This window comes from Labrys sp. HAY1-8F (assembly GCF_056754975.1).
Genome location: NZ_JBPGWZ010000002.1, coordinates 3,196,873 through 3,222,936, shown reverse-complemented (window position 1 = coordinate 3,222,936; position 26,064 = coordinate 3,196,873). Strand labels below are relative to the sequence as shown.

Annotated in this window: 21 protein-coding genes; 7 read left to right on the top strand and 14 right to left on the bottom strand. The window is 62.2% G+C overall.

The genetic code is table 11. The annotated features are described in order from the left end of the window. Positions 1 to 269: 269 nt before the first annotated feature. A complete protein-coding gene (locus ACR9ZN_RS23955; protein WP_454811603.1) occupies positions 270 to 1,487 on the top strand; it encodes a glycosyl hydrolase in 1,218 nt (405 codons plus the stop codon). A gap of 37 nt (positions 1,488 to 1,524) precedes the next feature. Here ACR9ZN_RS23955 and ACR9ZN_RS23950 read toward each other — a convergent pair whose 3' ends face one another. The 4 genes from ACR9ZN_RS23950 to ACR9ZN_RS23935 form a co-directional block, all read right to left on the bottom strand. Next, on the bottom strand, positions 1,525 to 2,463 hold the full coding sequence (locus tag ACR9ZN_RS23950) for a glycosyltransferase family 2 protein (protein ID WP_454811601.1): 939 nt from the start codon (positions 2,461 to 2,463) through the stop codon (positions 1,525 to 1,527). A 65-nt stretch (positions 2,464 to 2,528) separates the two neighbouring features. Continuing rightward, the gene (locus ACR9ZN_RS23945; RefSeq protein WP_454811599.1) at positions 2,529 to 3,932 is read right to left on the bottom strand and encodes a hypothetical protein; all 1,404 of its coding nucleotides are present in this window, start codon (positions 3,930 to 3,932) and stop codon (positions 2,529 to 2,531) included. A 13-nt stretch (positions 3,933 to 3,945) separates the two neighbouring features. Further along, a complete protein-coding gene (locus ACR9ZN_RS23940; RefSeq protein ID WP_454811598.1) occupies positions 3,946 to 5,436 on the bottom strand; it encodes an oligosaccharide flippase family protein in 1,491 nt (496 codons plus the stop codon). A gap of 402 nt (positions 5,437 to 5,838) precedes the next feature. Beyond that, entirely contained in the window at positions 5,839 to 6,657 is an 819-nt protein-coding gene (locus ACR9ZN_RS23935) for an APH(3'') family aminoglycoside O-phosphotransferase (protein WP_481273339.1), read from the bottom strand. A 231-nt stretch (positions 6,658 to 6,888) separates the two neighbouring features. On the opposite strand from ACR9ZN_RS23935, the gene ACR9ZN_RS23930 reads away from it, so the two are divergent. The 4 genes from ACR9ZN_RS23930 (at position 6,889) to ACR9ZN_RS23915 (ending at position 10,670) form a co-directional block, all read left to right on the top strand. Continuing rightward, positions 6,889 to 7,167 carry a GNAT family N-acetyltransferase gene (locus ACR9ZN_RS23930; RefSeq protein WP_454811594.1) on the top strand — a complete coding sequence of 93 codons (279 nt, stop codon included), beginning with the start codon at positions 6,889 to 6,891 and terminating at the stop codon, positions 7,165 to 7,167. Positions 7,168 to 7,233: 66 nt separating this feature from the next. Beyond that, positions 7,234 to 8,112 (top strand): diaminopimelate epimerase, encoded by an 879-nt coding sequence (dapF, locus tag ACR9ZN_RS23925; RefSeq protein WP_481273338.1) that lies wholly within the window; start codon positions 7,234 to 7,236, stop codon positions 8,110 to 8,112. A gap of 88 nt (positions 8,113 to 8,200) precedes the next feature. Continuing rightward, positions 8,201 to 9,439, top strand: a complete 1,239-nt coding sequence (mtaB, locus tag ACR9ZN_RS23920; RefSeq protein WP_481273337.1) for a tRNA (N(6)-L-threonylcarbamoyladenosine(37)-C(2))-methylthiotransferase MtaB — start codon at positions 8,201 to 8,203, stop codon at positions 9,437 to 9,439. A 415-nt stretch (positions 9,440 to 9,854) separates the two neighbouring features. Beyond that, a complete protein-coding gene (locus tag ACR9ZN_RS23915) occupies positions 9,855 to 10,670 on the top strand; it encodes a DUF3108 domain-containing protein (RefSeq protein WP_481273336.1) in 816 nt (271 codons plus the stop codon). A gap of 392 nt (positions 10,671 to 11,062) precedes the next feature. Here the strand turns inward: ACR9ZN_RS23915 and ACR9ZN_RS23910 are convergent, their stop codons facing one another. From ACR9ZN_RS23910 to mnmG, 6 genes are all read right to left on the bottom strand, one after another. After that, positions 11,063 to 12,145, bottom strand: coding sequence for a MerR family transcriptional regulator (locus tag ACR9ZN_RS23910; RefSeq protein WP_481273335.1), 1,083 nt, complete (start codon positions 12,143 to 12,145; stop codon positions 11,063 to 11,065). A gap of 109 nt (positions 12,146 to 12,254) precedes the next feature. Beyond that, entirely contained in the window at positions 12,255 to 13,076 is an 822-nt protein-coding gene (gene xth / locus ACR9ZN_RS23905; RefSeq protein ID WP_434958920.1) for an exodeoxyribonuclease III, read from the bottom strand. A gap of 260 nt (positions 13,077 to 13,336) precedes the next feature. After that, positions 13,337 to 14,215 carry a ParB/RepB/Spo0J family partition protein gene (locus ACR9ZN_RS23900; protein ID WP_434958919.1) on the bottom strand — a complete coding sequence of 293 codons (879 nt, stop codon included), beginning with the start codon at positions 14,213 to 14,215 and terminating at the stop codon, positions 13,337 to 13,339. 9 nt (positions 14,216 to 14,224) lie between these two features. Further along, a complete protein-coding gene (locus tag ACR9ZN_RS23895) occupies positions 14,225 to 15,031 on the bottom strand; it encodes a ParA family protein (RefSeq protein ID WP_481273334.1) in 807 nt (268 codons plus the stop codon). A 39-nt stretch (positions 15,032 to 15,070) separates the two neighbouring features. Continuing rightward, complete coding sequence (gene rsmG, locus ACR9ZN_RS23890; RefSeq protein WP_481273333.1) at positions 15,071 to 15,715, bottom strand: 16S rRNA (guanine(527)-N(7))-methyltransferase RsmG; 645 nt, start codon at positions 15,713 to 15,715, stop codon at positions 15,071 to 15,073. Between the two features lie 236 nt (positions 15,716 to 15,951). Then, positions 15,952 to 17,820 (bottom strand): tRNA uridine-5-carboxymethylaminomethyl(34) synthesis enzyme MnmG, encoded by a 1,869-nt coding sequence (gene mnmG / locus ACR9ZN_RS23885; RefSeq protein ID WP_481273332.1) that lies wholly within the window; start codon positions 17,818 to 17,820, stop codon positions 15,952 to 15,954. 264 nt (positions 17,821 to 18,084) lie between these two features. On the opposite strand from mnmG, the gene ACR9ZN_RS23880 reads away from it, so the two are divergent. Further along, positions 18,085 to 18,843, top strand: a complete 759-nt coding sequence (locus ACR9ZN_RS23880) for a class I SAM-dependent methyltransferase (RefSeq protein WP_481273331.1) — start codon at positions 18,085 to 18,087, stop codon at positions 18,841 to 18,843. A 3-nt stretch (positions 18,844 to 18,846) separates the two neighbouring features. On the opposite strand, the gene mnmE is transcribed toward ACR9ZN_RS23880, so the two are convergent. Next, on the bottom strand, positions 18,847 to 20,172 hold the full coding sequence (gene mnmE / locus ACR9ZN_RS23875; protein ID WP_481273330.1) for a tRNA uridine-5-carboxymethylaminomethyl(34) synthesis GTPase MnmE: 1,326 nt from the start codon (positions 20,170 to 20,172) through the stop codon (positions 18,847 to 18,849). A gap of 109 nt (positions 20,173 to 20,281) precedes the next feature. Between mnmE and ACR9ZN_RS23870 the strand changes: the two genes are divergently transcribed. Continuing rightward, entirely contained in the window at positions 20,282 to 22,312 is a 2,031-nt protein-coding gene (locus tag ACR9ZN_RS23870; protein WP_481273329.1) for a thioredoxin domain-containing protein, read from the top strand. A 284-nt stretch (positions 22,313 to 22,596) separates the two neighbouring features. Here ACR9ZN_RS23870 and rho read toward each other — a convergent pair whose 3' ends face one another. The 3 genes from rho to hemE all read right to left on the bottom strand — a co-directional run bounded on the left by rho (position 22,597) and on the right by hemE (position 25,706). After that, positions 22,597 to 23,862: a transcription termination factor Rho gene (gene rho, locus ACR9ZN_RS23865; protein WP_434958912.1), complete on the bottom strand. Its 1,266-nt coding sequence runs from the start codon at positions 23,860 to 23,862 to the stop codon at positions 22,597 to 22,599. Between the two features lie 262 nt (positions 23,863 to 24,124). After that, positions 24,125 to 24,565, bottom strand: a complete 441-nt coding sequence (gene hemJ / locus ACR9ZN_RS23860; protein WP_454811575.1) for a protoporphyrinogen oxidase HemJ — start codon at positions 24,563 to 24,565, stop codon at positions 24,125 to 24,127. Between the two features lie 118 nt (positions 24,566 to 24,683). Continuing rightward, positions 24,684 to 25,706, bottom strand: coding sequence for a uroporphyrinogen decarboxylase (gene hemE / locus ACR9ZN_RS23855; protein ID WP_454811574.1), 1,023 nt, complete (start codon positions 25,704 to 25,706; stop codon positions 24,684 to 24,686). Positions 25,707 to 26,064: the final 358 nt, after the last annotated feature.

Here is a 26,064-nt window from a genome sequence, read left to right as displayed (position 1 = left end):
ACCGATGCAGCGGGCCGGCGCACCGCCGAAGCGGTCACAGCGGGTGGAGCCAGGCATCGGCTCATCCCTCAAGCCCTCTAAAGGCCAACTAGGAAGGCGGGGTCGTCCTGTGATTTCATGCCCTCGAATCCCGAACCGGTCTTCAGCTTTTCAGATGGTCATATATGTCGCATTTCTCTCGATTTGATTGCCTTGAACCACGCCTTTGCCATCGAGCCGCATTCGCCGCCACTTTGTTCCTGGTCGCTACGCCCGCTCTCGCAGATCCGGTGAAAGCCGTCGGCGCCGACAGCTTCCTCAACTCCCTGGGCATCAACACCCATATCGACCAGGGCGTGAATCCGGCCTCCTATATCGAGCCGCTGAAATATCTCGGCGTCCGTCAGGTGCGCGACGGCGCCCGCCACGTCGAGGGCAGCATCGCGGTCGCACATAATACCGGCGTGCGCTTCACCATTTTCGGCACCGGTGACCTCGATGCGATCATCGCGGCGGCCGAGCGCCTCGCCAAGGCTAACGCCCTCTTGGCCATCGAGGGCCCCAACGAGCCCAATAATTTCCCGATCACCTACAAGGGCGAGAAGGGCGGGCGCGACGGCAGCTGGAAAGCCGTCGGCCAGTTCCAGGCCGATCTCTACGCCGCCGTCAAGATCAACCCGACCCTCAAGGATTATCCGGTGTTCAGCGTCTCCGAGCCGGGCGCCCAGACCGACAATATCGGCCTGCAATTCCTCACCGTTCCGCCGGGCGCCAACACGCTCTTTCCGGCGGGCACTCGCTTTGCCGACTATGCCAACGCCCACAACTACGTGATCGGCAATGGCGGTATCTACGAGGATAACCAGGCCTGGAATGCGGCTGACCCGATGCTGAGGGGCCGCTGGGATGGCCTGTTCGGCAACCACAGCGTGATGTGGGGCATGGGGTTTGCGGGCTATGACAAGGCTCAGCTCGAGGCCCTGCCGCGCGTCACCACCGAGACGGGCTGGGATTCGATCAACGATCCCGGCGGCGAACATGGCCAGGGCGCCATCCTGACCAACACCTATCTCGCGCAGTTCAAGCGGGGCTGGAGCTATACCTTCATCTACCAGCTGCGCGACGGCGAGGGCGGCGACGGCAATCAGGGCGTTTTCGTCGGCGACACGCCCAAGCGCGCCGCCTCCTATATCCACAACCTCACCACGATCCTGGCCGACGACAAGCCCTTGCAGCAGCCCGGATCTCTCGACTACACCCTGCCCAAGAGCGCAGCGACGGTACACGACCTCTTGCTGCAGAAGAGCAGCGGGCCGTTCCAACTGGTGGTGTGGGCGGAGAATGCGGCCGGTAGCAGGCCCGTCAGGATCGAATTCGCCAAGCCTCACGCCCGCATCAACGTCTACGATATCACGGTGGGAAGTACGCCCATCCGCAGCCTCAACGAGGCCAGCGCGATCGATCTATCCCTGAGCGACCATGCCGTGATCCTCGAAGTGATCGATTGAGGCGTTCGCCGGGTTGCTGCACAGAGCAACCCGGGCTTCAGAGCTTTTCCGCCCGTTCGGGCGTCAGCCTGCCGCGCAGGAGATCCCATATTCCGATGAGATTGCCGCGCAGGCGCCCGAGGCGATCGACATAGGGCTCGGGCGCAAAGCTCCGCACGACATTGCTGGCGACGTTGCGCACGACATGGTCGAGCGCGTCGCGCAGCGGCATGGTCTTCTTGTTCACCAGATAGAGCGGATTGATGACCTGCGAATAGCCGAGCCGGCGCCCCGATACCCGGCCCCCCTTGGTGCCCAGATGCACGCCGAGCGCCGTGTTGACCCGGACCACGCGCCCCCCCCGGTTCCAGACCTGGCCGCCGAAATCGCGATCCTCCTGCCAGCCATAGAGGACGAGGCGCTCGTCGAAGCGAAGGCCGGCGATGGCGCTGGCCCGAAAGGCCATGTTGCAGCCATAGGGGCCGCCGGTGGAGGCGGCGATCAGCTTGACCGGCACCTCGGGTGCATCGGCCAGGATGGCCCGCCCTTCCTCAAAGGACAGGCCCGCGCCATGAATGCCATCGGCCAGCAAGGTACCGGTGATGCAGGCGATCGCCGGATCGCTGCCGAAGACCTTGACGATCTCGGCGATCCAGGCCTCCTGCATCAGGAAGTCATCATCCAGGAAGATCACGACATCGATATCGTCGGGAACCTGGCCGAGGGCCGTGTTCCGCTGCGTGGTCAGGCCCGGCCGCCCCTTCACCACCAGCAGGCCGGGTCGGCTGACGAGATCGCCGACATCTTCGTCCGACACGCAGGAGACGATGATCAGATCAGGCTTCACGCTCTGCCGATCGACGAAGCCGACGACGCGTTTGAGAACCTCGGCCCGGCCCCGCGTAGCGAAGATGAGGCAGATCTTCGATGGCTTGTCGGACAATGACGGGTTCACCTTCTCATCCATGATCGCTTGCAGGCTGGCGCTCGTATCCATGTCTCACCTCGACCGCTCTTGCCGGCCATGTATCGTTCTTGCGGGTTCCATCGGACGCCTCCTTCTCAAGCCGGGGCGAGTTGCTGGCGTTGACGCGCCCCGGCCTGGAAGTCGCAGGTCGCGCAGGCAATGCCTGCCAGCATGTAGAAAGGCAGGCCAAGGTCGACCATCGTGCCAGAGATCGAACTCATGATCAGGGCAACCAGGCAACTGGTTCGTGCCGCCGCCTGAATCTGGGTGGTGGTCCAGTCGAGCGGGCGGGAGGCCGGCTTGAACAGCGCCATCAGGATGAAGATCCCGTAGGTCAGGGCACCGACGGCGCCGAGATTGGCGAGAACAGCTACCGGGAAGCTCGAGGCCCGGACCGTGCCAATGCCCGCACCGGCGCCATAGGTGGCGAAGAAGGCATTCAGGGCGGTCTGGTTCCACATGCCACGTTCTTCGGCCGAGGCACTGGCGCCTTTGTTCAGCACCATGTCGCGAACCATGTCCATGATCGGACCCGACAGAGCCGGCGTGAGGAACACGATGGCGAGGATGACCATGAGCAGCAGCGGCGCCAGCCCCAGATAGGCATAGACCCCCCGCGGCAAGGCCGTGCCCCGAGCCACCCGCAGCAGCGATGCCAGATACATGATGCCGAGCATCAGCGGCAGCACGACATAGCCGGTGGAGGAGGTCGCAAACACCACCAGCAGCATGTTGATGGCAGCCAGAGCAAAAGTGAGGCGCGGGCGGATACCGCCGAGCCAGAGCCGGAAGGCAAAGCAGCCTGCCCACAGGGAGGAAGCTGCGAAGGCGGAGGCCTCGGTGAACGAACCGTTGATGCGCTTGAGGCCGTTGATGACGGCCTCGTCCTGAATGCCGTAGGTGGAATTGCGCATGAAATCGAGCAGGAAGGAAGTACCGGTCCAGTAGGTCGCCAGATCGACCAGGGCGAAAAAGATGTTGAGGGCGCAATAGATCAGGATGGCGTTGGTGATCGCTTCCAGGCCTTGCTTGTTCAAGGCGACCAGGTAGCAGATCAGGAAGAAGACGAGGTCGCCGATGAAATAGATGCTTTGGGTCAGATTGCCGGTCGTTGGTGAGAGCGGCACCAGGATCAGCGCGGAGCCACCGCTCGAGGTCGCCCCGATCGCCACCACATAGGTCACGCCGGCAAAGAAGCGCGGCAGGATGAAGGCACCGACAATGCCGAGAACCGTGGTGGCGGCGAACCAGAATCCCTCGCGGGGGAAGGTCAGCCGGCCGAGGATGGAAGGCCAGGTGCCTGGCTGGGCAATCAATGCCATGGCGGTGAAGGCCAGCAGCAGATGCGAGGGCTGGATCGACGCATTCGAGACGATCAGTGCAGCGCATGAGCCCAGCACCATGGTCGGAACCAGGAGATAGATACCGAAGATCGGCCCGCGAACCAGGACCAGGATCCCGAGCAGCAGGAAAAAGAGGCCGATGGGTTCGATGCTCACGCCCGACCTTTCCTTAGGCCTTCAACCGAACGACCGCCCGTGCCGCAATGGTATTGAGCAAGGTGCCGATTCCGGTCACGTCGCCGAAGCGCAGCGATATCACATAGACCGCGACGACATAAGTCAGCACATAAAGAATGCCGGCGGCTGCGAGGCGGAGCAAGTTCATGACGATGTCACCATCGGCATGAATGAGTGTTGCGACATAAGCCAGGGGCGTGCCGCTGATCAGCAGGGCGGCAGCAGGCCCGGCGAGCGCCACGAACTGGGTGCGCAGGGAAATTCCGATCATGGACCGTACGGCCATCATGGTGGAGACTAGCACGGCAAGTGTGGCGACGCTCTTGGCGATCACCGCGCCTAATACGCCTGCCGCCAATACGGCGACAATGGTGAGGGGAACCCGTACCGCGCATTCGATCAGATTCCTCAGCGTGATCTGGCGCGACCGGTTGAGGCTGACTGCAAGGGGCGCCATGGGCAGGGCCGGAATGGAGCCGATGCTTGCCAAAGCCAGTCCGGTAAGGACAGGCGCCGCCTCCGCCCATTGCGCACCAAGGAAGGTACGGACCAGCGGCTCGGCCATGATGCCGCCGAAGCACAGAACGGGGGCCATCAGCAGGAAAATACCGACGCAAGCCTTCAGGTAGGTCTTGTCGAGCCCGCCATTCTGGTGCGCGGTGACGAAGGCGACATTCAGGGGAGTGGCCAAGGGCGCCGATAGGACCTGGAAGGGCAGGGCCGAAAGATCGTTAGCCATGGCGTAGCGACCAAAAGCCGCCGGCGGGATGAAGCGCGGTAATACGAGCCGGTCCACTTGCCAATTGAGGGCGGACAGGATCTGCGACATCAAGTTCCAAGTCAGAATGTCGGCGAAGATCGGCCATTCCTTCAGGGTCAGCCTTGGCCGCATGGGCGCCAGCACATAGGAACCCACCAGCGACACCAGCGGCACCAGCACCGTACCGACCGCGATAGACCAGTAGCTGCGGGTCACGATCGCCATCACGATCGCGGCGGTGATGGCGATGAACTTGCTCGCGACATCCAGGCCTGCCTGGCGGCGAAAATCCATCTGGCGGTTGTATTCCACCATCATGGGGCTGACGCAGCCACGCATGGCAGGCGCCAAGGCAAGGCTCATCACCAGCGGCACCAGCCGCGGTTCACCATAGAAATAGGAGAGCGGCCAGGCGCAGAGAACGAAGAACCCAGCAATGATCAGGCCCCGGAGCAGGCCGAGGGTGAAGGCCGTACTGTAGACATCCGGCCCCGGAGCGGGCACACGGAGCATGGCAGCGGCCAATGGCAGCTCCATGATGGCCTCGACGATGAAGATCAGCGTCATGGCCATGGCGACCAGACCGAAATCGCTCGGCCCGAGAAAACGGGCCAGCACGATCAAGGCAACGAAGTCGACCGCCTTTCCGGCAAGGCGGGCACCGGCCGTCCAAGCGCCAGCCTTGGCGGTCCGTTTGGAAAGGGTTCCGATCTGGGCTTTCATGACGCGTTGGTTTCCTGCCCGGCATGGCCTATTGGCATCGAACCGTCAGCATGCAGCTGACATACCGGATGTGCAGTAGAAATCTTCATCGAGGCCAGATCGTTAGGGGAACGGATTCAACGACGGGTAGATCTTCCCATCGGGGCAGAGTGGTCTTGACCCGCACGCACCGACCCCCCAGGCCGAATATCGAGGCAAAGCTGGCATGGACCCTCGCGCATGGGCGAGTTCATGCCCGTGCTGCCAACTCGGCATATTCTAAGCACAGCCCGCGCCTCCCGACAGCTATCCATTCGGGGGATGATCCAAAGGGAGGGATGCGTCCCCTTTGGGGGAGGCCGCGATGGCGAGCCACCCACTTCAGGCGGGAGATCGGCAAGGCTCGCGACCTCGGGCCAGAACTCAGCCCCAGGTCAGCGGGTCCAGGCCCAGGTAGAAGGCGAGCCGTTCCCTGTCCGGGCGTTCCAGGCCGAGCTCGTCGAACAGCATGTCGAAAGCTGCCTCGGCCTGCCCCGGGCCGGACCAGCTCTCGCCGGCATTGGCCACCATCAGCGCGAGGTCGACATAGCGGTCCGCCGTGCCGAGACGACCCAGATCGATCATGCCCGTGCAGCGCAGCGTGATGGGATCGACCATGAAATTGGGCATGCAAGCATCGCCATGGCAGACGACGCGATCCCCAGCCTCTTCCGCCAGGCGTTGTTCGCGCTGTGCTTCGAGCGCAAAAAGCAGCTCGGCCGGATCCACCTCCTTCTGCTCCGGCGGCAGGAAATCGGGATTGACGGCGCCGCGCGACACCACGTCGGCCGCACAAGCGAGCATGGTCGAAAGGCTGCGTTCGAACGGGCAATCCTTGGCCGTGAGCGCATGCAGCGCACCGACCCGGGCCGCGATCGACGGCCACGACTGCCACAATTGATAACCATCCAGATCGCTCGCCGGCACGCCGGGCACCGCACTGGTGACCAGACAGGCTCCTCCCTCCCCTTGATGCCAATCGAGCACCTCGGGAGAACCGAGATTGAAGCGGCTCAGCCATTCGATCCGCCGGCGCTCTCCCTCCAGGGCGGTGGCATCGCGGCCCCGGGATAGTTTGGCGAAGGCCACGCCATCGCTGCGGCGATAGACGCTGTCCCCCGATTCGCCGTGGCTGACTGCCAGCCATTCTCTTCCCGACGGCAAGGTTGGCAGAAGGCTGCGGGCATTGAAGGCAGAAGGCATGGCGAATCGCTCCGAATCGGGAGCGGTGACCATAATGCAGAATGGTGCGACGGCTGGGCCGGTGCGCCGCACAGCCGGATGACCCCGGCGTTTTGCGATTCATGACTGAACACGTGCTGGCTTTGGGCGACCGCCACTGGACAGCGTGGACAGGAGACTGGCGCATGGAGTTGACCACCCACCCCCTTACCGCCGAGCTCTGGCCGGATTTTGAGGCTCTTTTCGGCAAGAATGGCGCAAAATCCGGTCCGGTCGATTTCCTTTCTCTACCTCGCCAAGGGGGTCCGGCGGCGGGGCATCGCATCCCGCCTCATCGAGGCGGCGATCGATTTCGGCCGGACCGGCGGCGCCACCATCATCGAGGCCTACCCGATCGACCGGCGCATTTCACCCTCCTCATCCTCGACAGGCTTCGTGACCAGCTTCGAGCGGCTCGGCTTCCGGCACGTTCCCTCCCCGGCTCCGGAACGGCCGATCATGCGCCTCGAGGTCGAGCAGACCGCGGGCTGAGCGGCACCCATTGGTTCGCAAGGGCTTTTGCCCTATATCAGGGACCTTCAATCACGCGGAAGTACCATGTCTGGCCTCGCCAACCGCCCCTATCTGAAGATGAACGGCATCGGCAACGAGATCGTCGTTCTCGATCTCATCGACGGTTCGCATGCCGTCACGCCGGCGGAGGCCCGCGCCATCGCGGCGCATGAGCCTTTCGACCAGCTGATGGTGCTCTATCCGCCGCAGCAGGCGGGGACCGACGCCTTCATGCGCATCTTCAATGCCGACGGTTCCCAGTCGGGCGCCTGCGGCAACGGTACGCGCTGCGTGTCCTGGTATCTGATGCCGGTGCTCGGCAAGGACCGCCTCCTGCTGCAGACCCCGACCAGCCTGGTCGAGGCCCGGCGGGCGGACGCAGACTTCGCCGTCGACAATTTCATTGTCGACATGGGCCCTCCGGCCCTGGACTGGCAAGCGATCCCCCTTGCCCGGAATGCCGGCGACACCAAGGCCATCGACTATGCCTACGGCCCGGCGGAGGCTCCCCTTCTGCAATCCCCAAGCGTGGTGAGCATGGGCAATCCGCATGCCGTGTTCTGGATCGATCGGGATCCCGCCGAGATCGACCTCGCCGGCATCGGCCCGGCCATCGAACACGATCCCCTGTTCCCCGAGCGGGTGAATGTCTCGATCGCACAGGTTCGCGATACCAGCCATATCGTGCTGCGCGTGTGGGAACGCGGCGCCGGTCTCACCCGCGCCTGCGGTTCGGCCGCCTGCGCCGCCGGCGTAGCGGCGGCGCGGCTTGGCCTTACCGGGCGCAGGACTCGCATCAGCCTGCCGGGCGGCGACCTTCAGATCGAATGGCGCGAGACCGATGGTCACGTGCTGATGACCGGCGCGGCCGAGCTTGAACATGAGGGCCGCTTTGCGGCCTCCTGGTTCGCCGACGCCGCCTAAAAAAGCCGTATTCACTAGAGGCGCTGATCCCGGGATCGCGCGAACACGAGAAGGACAGCGCCGGCCATGCCGGCATGCCAGACCGCTCATGACCGAGATCGTCACCTTCGGCTGCCGCCTCAACATCCATGAATCCGAGGCGATGAAAACGGCCATCGGCGTCCGTGACGACCTGACCGTGATCAATTCCTGCGCGGTGACGGCCGAGGCGGCGCGCCAGGCCAGGCAGACCATCCGTCGGCTCAAGCGCGAGAATCCGGAGCGGCGGATCGCCGTCACCGGCTGCGCCGCGCAGACCGATGCCGTCAGCTTCACCGCCATGCCGGAAGTCGACTTCGTGGTCGGCAACGCCGAAAAGCTGAAAGCCCAGACCTGGATCTCCCTCGCCGAGGCGCCGGGCAAGCTCGTCACCTCGGACATCATGGCAGCACGGGACATCGCCCTGCCGCAGGTCGAGCGTTTCGAGGGTCGGGCACGCGGCTTCGTGCAGATCCAGAATGGCTGCGATCATCGCTGCACCTTCTGCATCATTCCCTTCGGCCGCGGCAATTCGCGGTCCCTGGCCCCGGAGACGGTGATTGCGCAGATCCACCGCCTGGTCGAGGCTGGCTATAAGGAGATCGTGCTGACCGGGGTCGATCTCACCAGCTATGGCCCCGATCTGCCTGATCCCCTGCCCCTCGGCACGTTGGTGCGTCGCATTCTGCGCGAGATACCGGAGCTTCCGCGCCTGCGGCTCTCATCCATCGATTCGGTCGAGGCCGATGCCGACCTCATGCGGGCGCTGGCCGAAGAGGAGCGGCTGATGCCGCATCTGCATTTGTCCCTGCAGGCCGGCGACGACCTCATCCTCAAGCGCATGAAGCGCCGGCATTCGCGTCAGGATGCAATCCGTTTCTGCGCCGAGGCCCGACGCCTGCGGCCCGACATCGTGTTCGGGGCCGACCTGATCGCCGGTTTTCCCACCGAGGACGAGGCTATGTTCGCCCGCTCACTCGATCTCATCGAGGAATGCGGCATCACCTATCTGCACGCCTTCCCCTTCTCGCCGCGGCCCGGCACGCCGGCGGCCCGCATGCCTCCCGTCGGCGGGGCCGAGGTGAAACAGCGGGCAGCCCGTTTGCGGGACGCCGGCGGCCGGGCAATGACGCGCTTCCTCGCTGGCGAAACCGGCAAAACCCGCGAGATCCTGATGGAGCGAGGCGGCATGGGCCGCACCACGCAATTCGCGGCCGTGCGGCCCGACAGGCCGCTTGGCCCCGGCAACTTCATGCGCGTGCGGATCGAGGAGCGTCAGGGCAGCGAACTGATCGCGACGGCATTGTAGGAAACAGCGCCGGCGATTTTATCGGAGTGCGGATCTGTCAGCGACAGGCTTGCACACTGCGATACCCCTATCCTGGAACCGGTAGCGCTGCAAAAGGAGGCGAACATCGCGACATGCAAGCATGTCTCTGAGATGCGTGCGCTCCATACGACACAATTGCGCCACGTCTGATTCATCGACCATTCAGCCTGAGCACGCCAAGATGGCTCCGGGTGCGCCTGCCTCGGCAAGATTTACGTAACGTTTACCTTGTTAAAATGCGCCTGAGAGATTCCATGCGCATGAGGGGCAGGGCGACTGGAACATCGTGCCGAAATGTGGACGCCGGTTTTCGGCGAAAACGACGCGACAACAATGACCTGCCGTGCCGGATCCGAATTCGGGCCCGACGCTGCAGGCGGCCCCGGAGACCGGCGTGACGATTTCGCATTTCTTTCGCTCGGCGCTCGGCGCCGGCTTTCTCATCACCGCGGGCCTCGCGCCTTCGCTGGCCGCCGCTGCCAGCGCCAAAACGGCGATAGACTATGGCGTGACCCTTGCCGGCTTTCCCATCGGCACGGCAAGTCTCGCCATCAATCTGAGCGAGGGCGGCCCCTACAAGATCGAGGCCTCCGCCAAGGTCGGCGGACTGATCAAATTGATCAGCGATGGCCGGGGTTCGGCCTCCTCATCGGGAAGGCTCGGCCCCAGCCAGGTCCGGCCGTCCGCCTATACGCTCACCTCGGTGGCGGGCAAGAAGCCACAATCGGTGCAGATGGCACTTGCGGGTGGCAATGTCACCGCCCTGCAATTGCAGCCCGACTTGCCGCCGCGCAAGGATCGAGTGCCGCTCACGGACGCCAACAAGCACGGCGTGATCGACCCTCTTTCAGCCATCCTGGTGCCGGTTGCCGGCGGCGCGACCCTCGACGCCTCGGCATGCCGACGCTCCCTTCCGGTGTTCGACGGAGCCCAGCGCTTCGACATCAAGCTGTCCTATGCCCGAACCGAACAGGTCAGCGGCAAGGGCTATGCCGGCCCCACCATTGTCTGCTCGGCGCGCTATGTGCCGATCGCCGGCCACCGGCCTTCGCGATCCCAGACCAAGTTCATGGTCGATAATCGCGACATCGAATTATGGCTCGCGCCGGTCGGCGAGACCCACGTGCTCGCTCCGTTCAGGATCATCATAGGCACTCAGCTCGGACGCCTGACCCTCACCGCTTCCCGTTTTGGGGGCACCGAGAACTGAATCCGAAGCGCCCGTCCCGGAACGGGACACCTTGATTAAACTGGTACCGCGCGGGTTCGATTTTCGCCCATGGGGGAGCAGTTCTGCATCGTTTTTAGCCGACTATTGATTGCCGCGTTTCAGCAATGCCGAGCCGGGTCTTTTGCCATCGAGCAGCGCCCGTTCGACGGGCTCCGAGCGAAATCGAGAGACCAAGTGGCCACCGATCGCGCGTAAGGCCGATTTCCTCGCTCGATTCGATCGGTGCCCTTCGTCAAGAGAATTGTCCCGCAACGCTCGGGTTCTTCCGATTCGTCGGCGATTCGTTCAGGTTTTGGCAGTAGTTTCTCGACTTGGTTAATTCAAAGGAGCCGGCAATAAATTGCCGGCTTAATTTTCTGGAAACCATAGACCTATGGCAAGGGACGCAGATAGAGGGCACTGAGCCTTCCATCCGGTGCGAGCGCAAACCCCCACTCCAAATCGCCGCCATCGAAACCGGCGTCATAGATGTCCAACCCCGCCTGCGAAACGCCCTTGAACGTCAGGGATTGCAGGGCGCCGAGCTTGGCGAGACTGGCATGGACCGAAGCCGCCTGCTCGCGAGCGTGTCCGGCCAGCGGTTCACACATGCCCGCATAATCAGGCTCGCCGCGAAGATGATCCTGAATGATGCCGCGCAGGAGAGCCTCCCCACCGAGGACGGGAATCTTCTCCCGGATGCGGCGTTCGAGCTTGGCCTCGTTGTGCCGCGCCCGCTCCTCATCGACACGCTGGGCGGCATGTTCATAGCCGTCCTGATGGACCACGAGGCCGACGACTTTTCCGGCATCGCGACTGAAGTCGACCTGGGCCGGCACTACCTTGTAGAAGAATGCATCCTCGCCTTCCGCAAACAGCTCGAAAGCCGGTTGCCCGCTCACCCTGGCGAACAACCGATCGTCCTGCAGGACAACCGTGATCAGTCCACCCTCCCGAAGCTCGTAATGCCCGATATAGTCGGGCAGTTTCTGCCGGTCGGCCGGGATTGCCGTGCGAGGCCGCGCTTGTTCGTAGCGTCGCCAGGCGACGGTCTCGGATCTCGTATCCGCCATGTTGCTTTCCTTCGCCAATTTGATGAGATCATCCGCGGTGACAGCCGCACCCTCGGCCAGTCGGGCGCGCAGCCCGGCTAGAAGTGCGAGGCTGCGTTCGGCGCGGGCACGCATGTCGAGAGCGCTCTGCTGCTGAAGCGCGAGAAGATGCGCGAGATCCGTCTGCTTTCCGGCCAGCAAGGACGCAATACGGGCAAGACTGAGGCCCAGATGTTTCAGCGCCAGGATTTCGTTGAGCCGGGCAATTTCGCGCGCGCCATAGAGGCGCCAATTCTTGCCGGTCCGCGGCGGCGCAATCAGCCGATGCCGTTCATAGACCCGCAGCGCTCGAACCGTCAGGTTCATGCGGCGGGCGCATTCGGCGGCCGTCAGGTGACTATCGTCGGGGGATACGGATCGCATCGGAACCTCCTGCGATCCTCTCTAGGCTATGACCCAAGGTCCGATGCAAGCGGCCTTTTGAGGGCCGGTCTGACCTGCGGCCTCTCGGCTATGTCGCGCTTATGACCCTTTACTCGATCTCGAACACGCCGGTGACCGGCACGTGATCGGAAGGCTTTTCCCAGCCACGGGCTTGGCTGAGGATCTCGATCGACCGGGCCGTACCGGTCAGGCTCGGGCTCGCCCAGATATGATCGAGCCGTCGACCGCGGTTGGAGGCGATCCAGTCGGCCGCACGGTAGCTCCACCAGGTATAAAGCTTGGCCGGTTCGGGCGTGAACTCACGCATCAGGTCGATCCAGCCCCCCACCGCGATCATCGCCTTCATCGCTTCCGTTTCAACCGGCGTATGCGAGACCACATCGAGCAATTGCTTGTGGCTCCAGACGTCATGTTCGAAAGGCGCAATATTGAGATCGCCCACCAGCAGTGCACGGCCATTGGCCTGCGGAAAATCGCCGGCAAACCAGGCATGCATCTCCGCGAGAAAATCGAGCTTGTGGCCGAACTTCGGATTGCGCTCACGATCGGGAATATCCCCGCCCGCCGGCACATAGAAATTATGCACGGTCAGGGGCTGCTTCAGCCCGGCTTCGGCGCCGAGGCGGATCGAGATATGACGGGCATCGCCCTTCTGGCAGAACTCACGCTTGTCGACCATCTCGAAGGGCAGGCGCGAGAAGATCGCGACGCCGTGATAGCCCTTCTGCCCATTGAAGGCGATATGTTCGAAGCCGAGCTTGCGCACGTCATTGAGGGGGAACTTGCCGTCCTCGACCTTGGTTTCCTGCAGGCAGAGAATATCTGGGTTCTTCTCCCTTACGAGACGCTCGACCAGCCCCATGCGCAGACGGACCGAGTTGATGTTCCAGGTGGTGAGGGTGATCTGCATGGGAGGGGCACTCGGATGAGGGTGTCATACCGCGCCGACGTGGCGCGGCTAATCGGAAAGCCGGTTGATTAGGTAGCTCTTCCTACGGGAGCCGAAGCCGGTCGTGCCCTCTTCATCGCTGCGTCAGGGCCTTCGGCTCGCCCTGGCCGTGGACGAAGGAGATCGAAAGCGCTCAGCGTTCAATCCAATTCCAGAGCTGGGGATTGGATACCTTATATAATTGATATAGCGCCGCTTTTTTTAAAACCAGCTTCCACTTTCTAGCCGCGCAGCCGGCGGCAAAGGTCGTCGAGCTGCTCAAGTGATTTGTAGCGAATCTTAAGTTCGCCGCCATCACCACGATGATCGAGCAAAACCCTGAGGCCGAGTACGTCCGAGATGGTGCGCTCCAGCGCAATCGTATCGGGATCTTTCTCGACGCGGCTGCGCGCCCTCAATGTCTTGCCGGCGCTTTGCGACTGATCCTGCACGATGCTCTCGGCGTCCCGCACCGACATGTTCTCATCGATGATCAGCCTGGCCACACTTTCGGGATCGGAAACCGACAACAGAGCGCGAGCATGTCCGGCCGTCAGTTTGCCGCTCACCACATTGGTCTTGATTGCGTCAGGGAGCTTGAGCAGACGCAGCGTGTTCGCCACATGACTGCGGCTCTTGCCGATCACCTTCGCAAGGTCGTTTTGCGAATAGGAGAACTCCTCGATCAGCCGATCATAGCCGACCGCCTCTTCGATGGCGTTAAGGTCCGCGCGCTGGACGTTCTCGATAATGGCGAGTTCGAGCGCCTCCTTGTCCGAGGCCTCGACGATCGTTACGGGTACATCATGAAGCTCGGCGCGCTGAGCAGCGCGCCAGCGCCGTTCACCCGCGATGATCTCATAGGCATCCATGCTACCGGCGACGGCGCGCACCAGGATGGGCTGGATGATACCCTTCTCGCGAACGGAATTTGCCAGATCTTCGAGTTCGTCTTCGCTGAAATTCTGACGTGGATTCTTCGGATTGGGCCGCAGGAAGCCCGTCGGTACGCGGCGCTGGCCGCGAGCTCGCTCGATCGCCGCCCCCTCGTCACCGGCATCGCCGATCAGAGCAGCCAAGCCACGTCCCAGGCGCGGGCGCATTTTATCATCAGAAGTCATGGTCGGTCCTTACGCGGCACGCAATAGTTTCTCGCGCTGAATCACTTCGGAAGCGAGACGAACATAGGCCTGGCTTCCCGGGCATTTGAGGTCATAAAGCAGGGAGGGCTTGCCGTAAGAAGGCGCTTCCGACACGCGCACATTACGCGGGATCACCGTCTGATAGACTTTCTCACCCAAGAATTCGCGAACATCGGCTACGACCTGCCCGGAAAGATTGTTGCGGGCATCATACATGGTCAGCACCACGCCATGGATGCTGAGATGTGGATTCAGCGAATTGCGAACCTGCTCCACTGTGCGCAGAAGCTGGGACAACCCCTCCAGTGCAAAGAATTCACATTGCAACGGCACCAGAACGGCATCCGCTGCCGCCATGGCATTCACCGTGAGAAGGTTGAGCGAGGGCGGGCAATCCACCAGCACATAGGAGCAGCGAAAATCGCTCGACGACGCCAAAGCATGAATGGCTTTGCGCAGACGAAATGCCCGGTCGCGCTCACCAGCAATTTCGAGTTCGACGCCGAGCAGATCCATATTGGATGGCGCGATATGCAGCCGCGGCACCACGGTTTCGACAATCGCCGCGCGCAGATCGCAGTCCCCTACCATCACATCATAGGTAGTGCGTATGCGCTGCTTCATACCGATGCCAAGACCCGTCGAGGCGTTGCCCTGCGGATCGAGATCGATGATCAGCACATCTTCACCGATTGCGGCAAGCGCCGTGCCGAGATTGATGGCTGTCGTGGTCTTGCCGACCCCACCTTTTTGGTTGGCAATAGCGAGAATACGCGGCAACGTCATGGCACCCATCTTTCCTGCAGCCTGAAGCTTGGAAACGGCATCTAAATTTTACTCGCCTAGGTGCTTTGTCGCGGTTTTGATCGAAACAATCTGCCCGGTCGAGTCAGTAAGGCTCGGTATCAATTCTGCCTGGATATTCCAATATTTAGTGGCTTGGGTCAATTCCTGCTCTACATCTTGACCCTTGAGAAACAAGGCTCGAGCACCTGTTTTCAACAACTCCGCGCTGTAATCGAGCAGCTCGACGAGTGGCGCCAAGGCACGAGCCGTGATCAGATCGGCGCGATCTTGCCATTCTGAGACGAAATCCTCGATCCGGACGGCGTGTACCGTCACCGGTGCCCGGGTTATGCGGGCGACCTCGCGCAGAAAGGAAGCCTTGCGGCCATTTGACTCAACCAGATGTACCCGAAGCCCAGGAACCGTTTTATTGGCAATCGCCAGGACCATGCCGGGAAAGCCCGCGCCACTACCGAAATCGACAATCGTCCTGGCATCACCAAGTAGCGGGAGCAATTGAGCACTGTCCGCGATATGCCGCGTCCAGATCTGCGGCAAGGTCGACGGTGCCACGAGGTTCTTCACCCTCTGCCAGCGCTGCAACAGCTCGACATAGAGGTCAAAGTCTCCAACTGTTTCACGTGAAACAGGGAGGGATTGCAGGGCGTCATGGCGGTCGCTATCGAGAGTCATGGCCGGACCATGGCTGATGCAGGCTATAGAGGCAAGTGAGACCTGCAGTAATCCAACGTCATGAAACACCCACATCGAGGGTCTGTCCCCTCAGGCAGGCATGTCGGCTGGGATCTCCCCACCGCACACGGCGCTCCTGTGACCAGGCGCGAGATGCCTGCATTGAGAGACATGTCGCTCCCAACGCCGCTAGCGTCCGTCTGCTCTTAAAAAGATTCGATACGAGTCCGAATCAATCAGAGAGCGGCCCGTGCCTGCCTGCGCTTGCGCAGGGCGGCCAGCAGAAGGGTGGTCGCTGCTGGCGTGATGCCGTCGATCCGGCTCGCCTGGCCAATTGTCCGCGGCTGGACGCTGGCAAATTTCTGCCGTGTCTCGTTGGAAAAGCCGACCACGGCCTGAAAGTCGAAATCGCGAGGGATTTCAATATCTTCGTCGCGGCGGAAAGCAGCCACATCCGCCTTCTGCCGCTCCAGATAGACCGCATATTTTGCTTCGATCTCGACCTGTTCCAGCACGGTGGCTTCGAATTCACCCGCCTCGGGCCAAAGACGAGCGAGATCGGAGAAACCGACATTGGGATAAGCGAGGAGATCGAAGGCTGAGCGTCTCACGCCGTCGCGATTGATGTGAATGCCCGCCACCTCGGCCTGATTGGGCGTTACCGAAACGGATTGGCTCCAGGCCAAGGCTGCCTCATACGCCGCCTGCTTGGCCTTCCAGGCCAGCTCACGTTCCGTACCGACCAGGCCGAGCGCCAGACCGCGATCGGTCAGCCGGCGGTCGGCATTGTCGGCTCGCAGCGTCAGACGATACTCCGCCCGCGAGGTGAACATGCGATAGGGCTCGCTGACCCCGCGCGTGACGAGATCATCGATCATCACGCCGATATAGGATTCATCGCGGCGGAAGCTGACGCCGTCGCCGCCGCCCGCCCGGCACGCCGCATTGAGCCCGGCGACGAGACCTTGGGCACCGGCTTCCTCATATCCGGTGGTACCGTTGATCTGCCCGGCCAGGAACAGGCCACGCACCCGCCGCGCCTCCAGGGTGACGTCGAGTTCGCGCGGGTCAATATGGTCATATTCGATGGCATAGCCGGGGCGGATCATCCTTACCTTCTCGAGGCCGGGGATGGTGGCGAGCATGGCCTGCTGCACATCCTCGGGCAGGGAGGTCGAGATGCCATTGGGATAGACGGTATGGTCGTTCAAGCCTTCCGGCTCCAGGAAGATCTGATGACCGTCCCGTTCGCCGAAGCGGACCACCTTGTCCTCGATCGATGGACAATAGCGCGGGCCGCGACTTTCGATCTGACCGGAATAGATCGGAGCACGGTGGATATTGTCCTGGATGACCTTGTGGGTTTCAGGCGTGGTGCGGGTGATGCCACAGGAAACCTGCGGATTGGGCAGATGCGTGGTCAGTGTCGAAAACGGCTCCGGCGGCTCGTCGCCTGGCTGCATTTCCAGCGAGGCCCAATCGATGGTGCGGCCGTCGAGACGGGCCGGTGTGCCGGTCTTCAGACGGCCCAGTTCGAAACCGATACGGGCGAGGGTCCGGGAAAGACCGAGCGCGGGGGCTTCGCCGACACGGCCGGCCGCCATCCTGATGTCGCCAATATGGATGACGCCGCTGAGGAAGGTCCCCGTGGTGAGAACAACCGATCCGCATCCGAATCGATCGCCTTTCGCGGTCAATACAGCCTGGACCTGGCCGTCCGCGATCTCGATATCATGGACCTCGGCCTCGATCACGCTCAGATTGGCCTGCTCGGCAATGGCTGTCTGCATGGCGGCAGCGTAGAGGGCACGGTCCGCCTGAGCGCGCGGACCCCGCACGGCCGGTCCCTTGCGGCGGTTGAGCACGCGGAACTGAATGCCGCCCTGATCGGCGACGCGGCCCATCAAACCATCGAGCGCGTCTATCTCGCGCACGAGATGTCCCTTGCCGAGCCCACCGATCGCCGGATTGCAGGACATCGTGCCGATGGTGTCGGCGCGATGGGTGATGAGGGCCGTCCGGGCGCCGAGCCGCGCAGCGGCTGCCGCCGCCTCGCAGCCGGCATGACCTCCGCCCACCACGATCACATCGAATTGCTGCTTCATTGGATTGGATCCTTCGCGCGCCTTTTACGCCGAAGGTCTCCATGGGTCAAAGGGAAGGCGTCATGCCGGCGAAAGGTCACATCGGGGAGTACGGCCAACCATGATCGGGGAGACCCGAGCATCAATCAGCAGTGGTAGGAGCGTGTTTCCGGCAACCTCGATGCGCCATCGGCGTAAGCCCTTTTGACCTGACGCCTACGCCTTGAACCCGATAACCCGGCAATCTAAGCTGCCTCCTGCTCGATTGACGAAGGAGTTCGGTCGATGTCCTATGAAGCCTATGCAAATTGGAAAGGCTGGGACGCGGCGGAATTCGGCCAATTCAATCGCGGCGAGGACGTCTTCTATAACACGGAAGTCAAGGCGTATCTTCCTTCGGCGCTATCGGGTTCGACGGTCATCGAGATCGGTTTCGGCAATGGCTCTTTCCTCGGCTGGGGCAGGAAGAACGGCCTGACCGTAATCGGCATCGAGATTCAGCCCGTGCTGCGGGAACGAGCCGAGCAGTCTGGCTTCCCTGTGATCGATGACCTTCGGCTGCTGGAGCCACTATCCGTCGATATCGTGGCAGCCTTCGACGTCTTCGAGCACATACCCTACGATTCCTTGCAGGAGATGTGCCGGCAAGCCGCGCGGGTGCTCAAGCCGGGCGGGTATCTGATCGCCCGCTTTCCCAACGGCGACAGCCCATTTGCGTTGCCCGTCCAGAACGGTGACCCCACCCATGTCAATGCCATCGGCGCCGGCTTCATCGGTGAACTGATGCGCTCCACGGGCTTCGAGCTTCGGGAATTGCGGGCACCCACCGAAACGCCCCTGCATCTTCGTGCCAGGCTGGTACTGCCCATCAAGAAGCTGATGCGTTCGGCCGTACGAGCCTATGTCCGCTTTGCCTTTCTGGGAGCAACGACCCCCTCGACCTTCCATCTCAATTACATGATGATCGCCCGCAAGCCCTCGGAGATCGACGCCAGAAACGGCAAATCCCCGCCGGGAGCCCGGGTCACGGCGTTGCGCGCCTGATCCTCACTTGCCGATGCAGAATTCGCGGAAGATCACGTCATAGATTTCATCGATATCGACCCTGCCCGTCAGGCGGCCGATGGCACGCACCGCCAGGCGCAGGTCCTCGGCGACGAATTCCACCGGCGTCGCCTCATCCGCCGCCTGCACCGTCGCCAGATGCGCTGTCACGGTCTCGAGCTCCCGCCGATGGCGCTCCCGCGTCACCAGGGCGGTCTCGCCGCTCTCCAATGCGGCCCTTGCTGCCTGCTCGAGCCGCTCGAGCAAGGCCGGCATGCCGGCGCCACTGCGGGCCGAAAGACCGAGCTCGAAACCACCAGGCAAAAGACCTTGGGGCAGGGGATACTGGCTATCGTCCTGCTTGGTAAGGACGCGCATGAGTGGGGCGGGCACAACGGGCGGGGCAGCGCGAGCATCGTCAGCCTCAAGCCAGATCACCAGATCGGCGCGATCGAGGCTCGCTTTTGCCCGCTCCACGCCGATCGCCTCGACCATATCCGCAGTCTCCCGCAGGCCGGCGGTGTCGATCAGGGTCACCGGATAGCCGCCGAGATCGAGATGCACCTCCAGCGTATCGCGGGTGGTACCGGCGATGGGCGAGACGATGGCGACATCGCGCTGGGCCAAGGCATTCAGCAACGTGGATTTGCCGGCATTGGGTGGGCCAGCAATCACCATCACCGCGCCTTCGCGCAGCCGCTCACCGTTTCGCGCACCGGCAAGCGCCGCCCGGATCTCGGCCAGCAAGGTGCCAGCACCGGCACGTACGGATGCAAACAGGGCAGGGACATCCTCCTCGTCGGGGAAGTCGATCTCCGCCTCCATCAGGGCCAGCAGGGCGGCCAGGCGCTGTCGCCAGGCCATTGCCGCCCGCTCAAGCGCACCGCCCGCCTGGCGCAGCGCCTGCCGCCTCTGGCTTGATGTTTCCGCCTCGACCAGGCTGGCAATGCCCTCCGCCGAGGTCAGGTCCATCCGGCCGTTGGCGACGGCGCGCCGGGTGAATTCGCCACGCTCGGCCAAGCGAAAGCCCGGCAGAGCGGCGAGCGCGGCGATCACACCGGAAATGATGGCCCGGCCGCCATGCACCTGCAACTCGGCGACGTCCTCGCCTGTGAAGCTGGCCGGTCCCGGAAAGAACAGTACCAGGGCCTCGTCGAGCACTTCTCCGCTTTTCGGATCTTTCAGCCGTCGCAACGCGGCACGGCGAGGCTGCGGCACATCGCCGGCAATCGTTTCCAACCCGAATCGAACCGAAGGCCCCGACAACCGAATCACGGCGATGCCGGCACGGCCGACACCCGAGGCAAGCGCGACAATGGTCTCAGCCATGCATGAAAACTCCAGCAAGCCCGGCAACTTCCCGCCTCCGCGACACAGCCACGCTTTTACTTCCCACCCGGCAACCCCATACTCTCTTATCGAAAGAGAGGCTGCCATCATGTCCACCGCGCTGCAAAACAACCTCGCTCATGAAACCAGCCCCTATCTGATCCAGCACGCCGGCAATCCCGTGCATTGGCAGCCCTGGGGCGAACAGGCCCTGGCGCGTGCTCGGGCCGAGAACAAACCGATCCTGCTCTCCGTCGGCTACGCCGCCTGCCATTGGTGCCACGTCATGGCGCATGAGAGCTTCGAAAATCCCGATATCGCCGCCGTCATGAACGAGCTTTTCATCAACATCAAGGTGGATCGCGAGGAGAGGCCCGATATCGACCAGATCTATATGGCCGCTCTCCACGCTCTCGGGGAGCAGGGCGGCTGGCCGCTCACCATGTTCCTAACGCCCGGCGGCGAACCCTTCTGGGGCGGCACCTACTATCCGCCCGAATCGCGCTATGGCCGTCCCGGTTTCGTCGACGTGCTCCAAGCCATCGCCAAGGCCTATCACACCGATTTCGAAAGGGTCGGCCGCAACCGCCAGGCGCTCCTCGACGTGCTCGATCGTATCCCCCAGCGTGGCGATCGCGCTTTCGACGCCAACGGCCTCGCCCAGGCCATCAGCGCATTGGCCGGCATTACCGATCCCATCAATGGCGGCACCAAAGGCGCGCCGAAATTCCCCAACGCTTCCTATCTCGAACTGCTTTGGCGTGGCGGGCCGGGCAGCGAGGCCCGCAAGCTGATGCTGCTGACGCTGGAGCGCATCTGTCAGGGTGGCATCCGCGATCATGTCGGCGGCGGTTTTGCCCGCTACAGCGTTGATGAATATTGGCTGGTGCCGCATTTCGAAAAGATGCTCTACGACAATGCCCAGTTGCTCGAACTGCTGGCGTTGGCCTGGCAGGAGACCAAACGCGATCTCTTCCGCCAGGCAGCCACCGAGATGGTCGAATGGCTGCAACGCGAGATGATGGCAGGCGATGGCCAGATCTCGAACGGATTGGCCTTCGCCGCCTCGCTCGATGCCGATTCGGAGGGGCATGAAGGGCGCTTCTATGTCTGGAAACCCCATGAACTCGTCGAGATCCTCGGCGTGGACGATGCCGAATTCGTCGCCCATACATTCGACATCGCCGACGGCGGCAATTGGGAAGGCCAATCCATTCCCAATCGCCTCGACAAGCCGGACCTCGAACCGGCTCTCGAGATCGGCTGGCAGGACCTGCGACCCAGGTTGATTGCCGAGCGGGCCAGGCGCGTCGCACCAGCCCGCGACGACAAGGTCCTGGCCGACTGGAATGGCCTCGCCATCGCGGCGCTCGCCCGAGCCTCCGTCCTGTTCGGCAAGCCGGACTGGCTCGATCTCGCCCGGACAGCCTTTCGTTTCGTCGCCGAATCCATGGCCGACGGGCCGCGGCTCGGCCATTCCTGGCGTGAGGGCCGGTTGCTGAAGCCGGGCCTGGCCACCGATCTTGCAGCCATGATCCGCGCCGCGCTTGCCCTTCATGAAGCCGGAGCGGGACAAGATTATCTCACTCAAGCCCTGGGCTGGGCGGAGGCAATCGAACACGATTATGCGGATGTCGAGGGCGGCGGCTATTTCCTCACAGCCAGGGATGCCGCTGCCCTTATCACCCGACCACGCTCTACCCTCGATGATGCCGTTCCCAACGCCAATGGCATCATGGCGGACAATCTCTTCCGCCTCGCTGTCCTAACAGGTGAGGAGCGCTGGCTGCAGCGGGGAGACGAAGTGCTGACCGCCCTGTCGCCGGCAATGGCCGGGAATGTCTTCGGGCACGCTTCCTTGCTCAACGCCCTGGACCTGAGGCTCCACGGCCTGGAGATCGTCGTGAGCGGCCACGGAGAAACAGCGGAACGGCTATACCATGCCGCTCTCGATCAACCCTTCCCGACCAGAACCGTCGTCCGGGTCGAAAGCCCCGAGGACCTGCCGGAGGGCCATGCGGTGCGCAATGCCGGTGTCAGCGACGAGCCAGCGGTCTTCGTCTGCTCCGGCCAGCGCTGCTCGCTACCCGTCAGGGACGAGGCCGGTCTGGCCACGGCGATCGGTTCCATGCGGGGATAAGGAAGGGGGGGCGCGCTTCCCGAAGAAGCGGGCCTGTTTCACGTGAATCATTGTGCGCCTGTTTCACGTGAATCAGGCCTGGGGATGATTCACGTGAAACAGAGTTAACTTTGGAGCGCGGACATCCTGTCCGCTTTCCTCTCTTCCCATTTGTAGCGCTTGTGGACAGGAAAAGCGGACAGGATGCCCGCGCTCCAGAGCTGTTCCGCTTCCGAATCGGTGCTCATAGCAGAACGGCCCGGCATTGCTGCCGGGCCGTTCTGGACAATCCTGATTGATGTGTCTCAGGTATTCATCGAATCGAAGAAGTCCGCGTTGAGCTTGGTCTGCCTGAGCTTGTCGAGCAGGAACTCGATGGCATCGACCGTACCCATCGGGTTGAGGATGCGGCGCAGCACATACATCTTCTTCAAGATATCGCTGGGAACCAGCAGCTCTTCCTTGCGGGTACCCGAGCGGGTGATGTCGATCGCCGGGAAGACGCGCTTGTCGGAAACCTTGCGGTCCATAATGATTTCCGAATTGCCGGTGCCCTTGAACTCTTCGAAGATCACCTCGTCCATGCGCGAACCGGTTTCGATCAACGCGGTGGCGATGATGGTCAGCGAGCCACCCTCTTCGATGTTACGGGCGGCACCGAAGAAGCGCTTGGGCCGCTGCAGGGCGTTGGCGTCGACACCGCCGGTAAGCACCTTGCCGGAGGACGGCACGACGGTGTTGTAGGCGCGGCCCAGACGCGTGATCGAATCGAGCAGGATGACCACATCGCGGCCATGCTCGACCAGGCGCTTGGCCTTTTCGATCACCATTTCCGAGACCTGCACGTGGCGGGCGGCCGGCTCGTCGAAGGTGGAAGACACCACCTCGCCCTTCACCGAACGCTGCATGTCGGTGACTTCTTCCGGACGCTCGTCGATCAGCAGCACGATCAGATAGCATTCGGGATGGTTGGCGGTGATCGATTGGGCGATGTTCTGCAAGAGCACGGTCTTGCCGGTACGCGGCGGAGCGACCACCAGAGCGCGCTGGCCCTTGCCGATCGGGGCTACGATATCGATGACGCGCGAGGAATAATCCTTCTTGGTGGCGTCTCCGATTTCTAGCTTCAGCCGCTGGTTGGGATAGAGCGGGGTGAGGTTATCGAAATTAATCTTGTGCTTGGTCTTGTCCGGATCTTCGAAATTGATCGTGTTGACCTTGAGCAGGGCGAAATAGCGTTCGCCATCCTTGGGAGAGCGGATAATGCCCTCGACCGTATCGCCGGTGCGCAAGCCGAATTTGCGGATCTGCGAAGGCGATACATAGATGTCATCCGGGCCGGGCAGATAATTGGCCTCCGGCGAGCGCAGGAAGGCGAAGCCGTCCTGTAGCACCTCGACGACACCCTCGCCGACGATCTCGACCTCGCGATTGGCGAGCTGCTTGAGCACGGCGAACATGAGTTCCTGCTTGCGCATCGAGGAGGCGTTCTCGACCTCGAGTTCCTCGGCAAAGGCAAGCATTTCGATTGGGGTTTTGGATTTGAGATCCTGAAGTTTGATTTCCCGCATGGGGGTCCTTGTTGGGAGGATCGATTCGTTTCATGACGCGCATTGAAAAGCGCGAATAGAAGGATTCTTTGGGGGGAACAGGTCTTGTTATCGCCAGACTTGGTCTTGCGTCAGCGCCGTGGCCGGGTTCGATACCCATACCCTCAAGACGCCAGCCTGCAATGGGAGGAGAAGCACTTTATACAGCCGCCCGCTGGCCTCGGCAAGCGATCGGCAGAGTCAATTTCTGAAAAAACGGACAATTTTAGAAAACGTGAAATCCTCAGAAAGGCTTCACCACCACCAGGATGACGATCAGGATCATCAGCACGGTGGGAATTTCGTTGATCATCCGGAAGAATTTCGCCGGGCGAATATTGCGGTCCTCGGCAAATTCCCGCGTCAGCTTGCTGAACCAGCCATGCACGCCCGAAAGCAACAGCACGAGCAGAAATTTGGCTTCGAACCAGTGCGCGCGGTAAAAACCGGACGACCACACCAGGAGAAGGCCGAAAATCCAGGTCGCGCCCATCGCCGGGTTGATGATGGCCTTCAACAGGCGACGCTCCATCACCTTGAAGGTCTCGCTCTGGATCGAACCCTTGGCAGCCTCGGCGTGATAGACGAACAGGCGCGGCAGATAGAGCATGCCTGCCATCCAGGCGATCACGGCGATGATGTGCCCCGCCTTTACGAGATCATAGGCCGTACCGCCGTATTCCATCACGTCATTCCTGCCATTTGGTGCTGCCGCCCCTTCTCCTCATCGGGGGAAGGCTGCTTTGCGGCATGGGCTGTCGCCAGTCCATCGTCTATTCAAACAGGACTGGATACTAGCAACCCTAGCCCCTGATTCGCTTCAGCATCTGTTCGACATGGGCAATCGGGGTCTGCGGCACGATGCCGTGTCCCAGGTTGAAGATGAAGGGTCTGCCTGGAAGGGTTTCGAGGATACGGTCGAGTGCCCGGTTAAGCGGATCGCCGCCTGCCACGAGCGCAAGCGGATCGAGATTGCCCTGCACCGGTTTCAACGGCTGCACTTCGCGCGCGGCCCAGGCCGGATCAACAGCCCAGTCGAGTCCGACGGCATCCACCGCTACGGCCTCGGCATAATTGCGATAGAAGGATCCGGCGCCGCGCGGAAAACCGATGATACGGGCTTGCGGATGACGCGCCCTGACACCGTCGACGATGCGCCTGTTAGGTTCGATCGTCCAGCGTACGAACTCATCCGGCGGGAGAATACCGGCCCAACTGTCGAATATTTGGACAGCGTCGACGCCATTTTCAAGCTGGGCAGCGAGATAATCGATCGAAGCCGATACCAGCCGGTCGATCAGAGCCGTGAAGAAGGCCGGATCCTGATAAGCGGCAAGGCGGGCCGGCACCTGGTCCTTCACCCCGCGGCCGGCGATCATATAGGTGGCCACCGTCCAGGGTGCCCCGCAAAAGCCGAGGAAGGTCACATCGGCCGGGAGCGCCGTCTTGACCTGGCGGATCGTCTCGAAGACCGGCGCCAGATGTTCGAGATCCACGCGGGACTTGAGCTTGGCCAATCCGGCAAGGTCCGTGACCGGCTCCAGCCGCGGGCCTTCACCTTCCTCGAACCAAACCTTCTGCCCCAAGGCATCAGGCACCACCAGAATGTCCGAGAACAGAATGGCGGCATCGAAACCGAAACGCCTGATCGGCTGCAAGGTCGCCTCCACGGCGAGATCAGGCGTGTAGCAGAAATTCAGAAAGCCCGAAGCCTTGGTCCTGATAGCCCGGTATTCCGGCAGATATCGTCCCGCTTGGCGCATCAGCCAGACTGGCGGTACCGGTTGGGCCTTGCCGGCAAGGACGTCGAGGAGAGGTTTGGTCATATCGGTCAGACTTTCCAAAGCGTCTTGTGGTTTGAATGAATCACCTCAAATCGCAAAGACGCGTCCAACCAGTGATCTAGAGCAAAAGGGCGTTTCCACCAAAACGCGCTTTGCTCCGGGCAACACCAAACAGGTCACTGGATCGAACCGGAACCTCGATTGGCTCGCCCTGCTAAAAGATTGAAACGTCGCTGGCGTATCGGATCCATTCGGGAGGGGCGTTCGGAAATCCAGCCCGGCGAAAGAATTCACCCGATCCAGCCTACCGCCAAAGAAAATAAAAAAGAGAGATATGAATCTTCATTCTCCTTCTTCTTAACGCCTCGTTTACCGTGCTTCCTCGCCGTCCACAATCTAT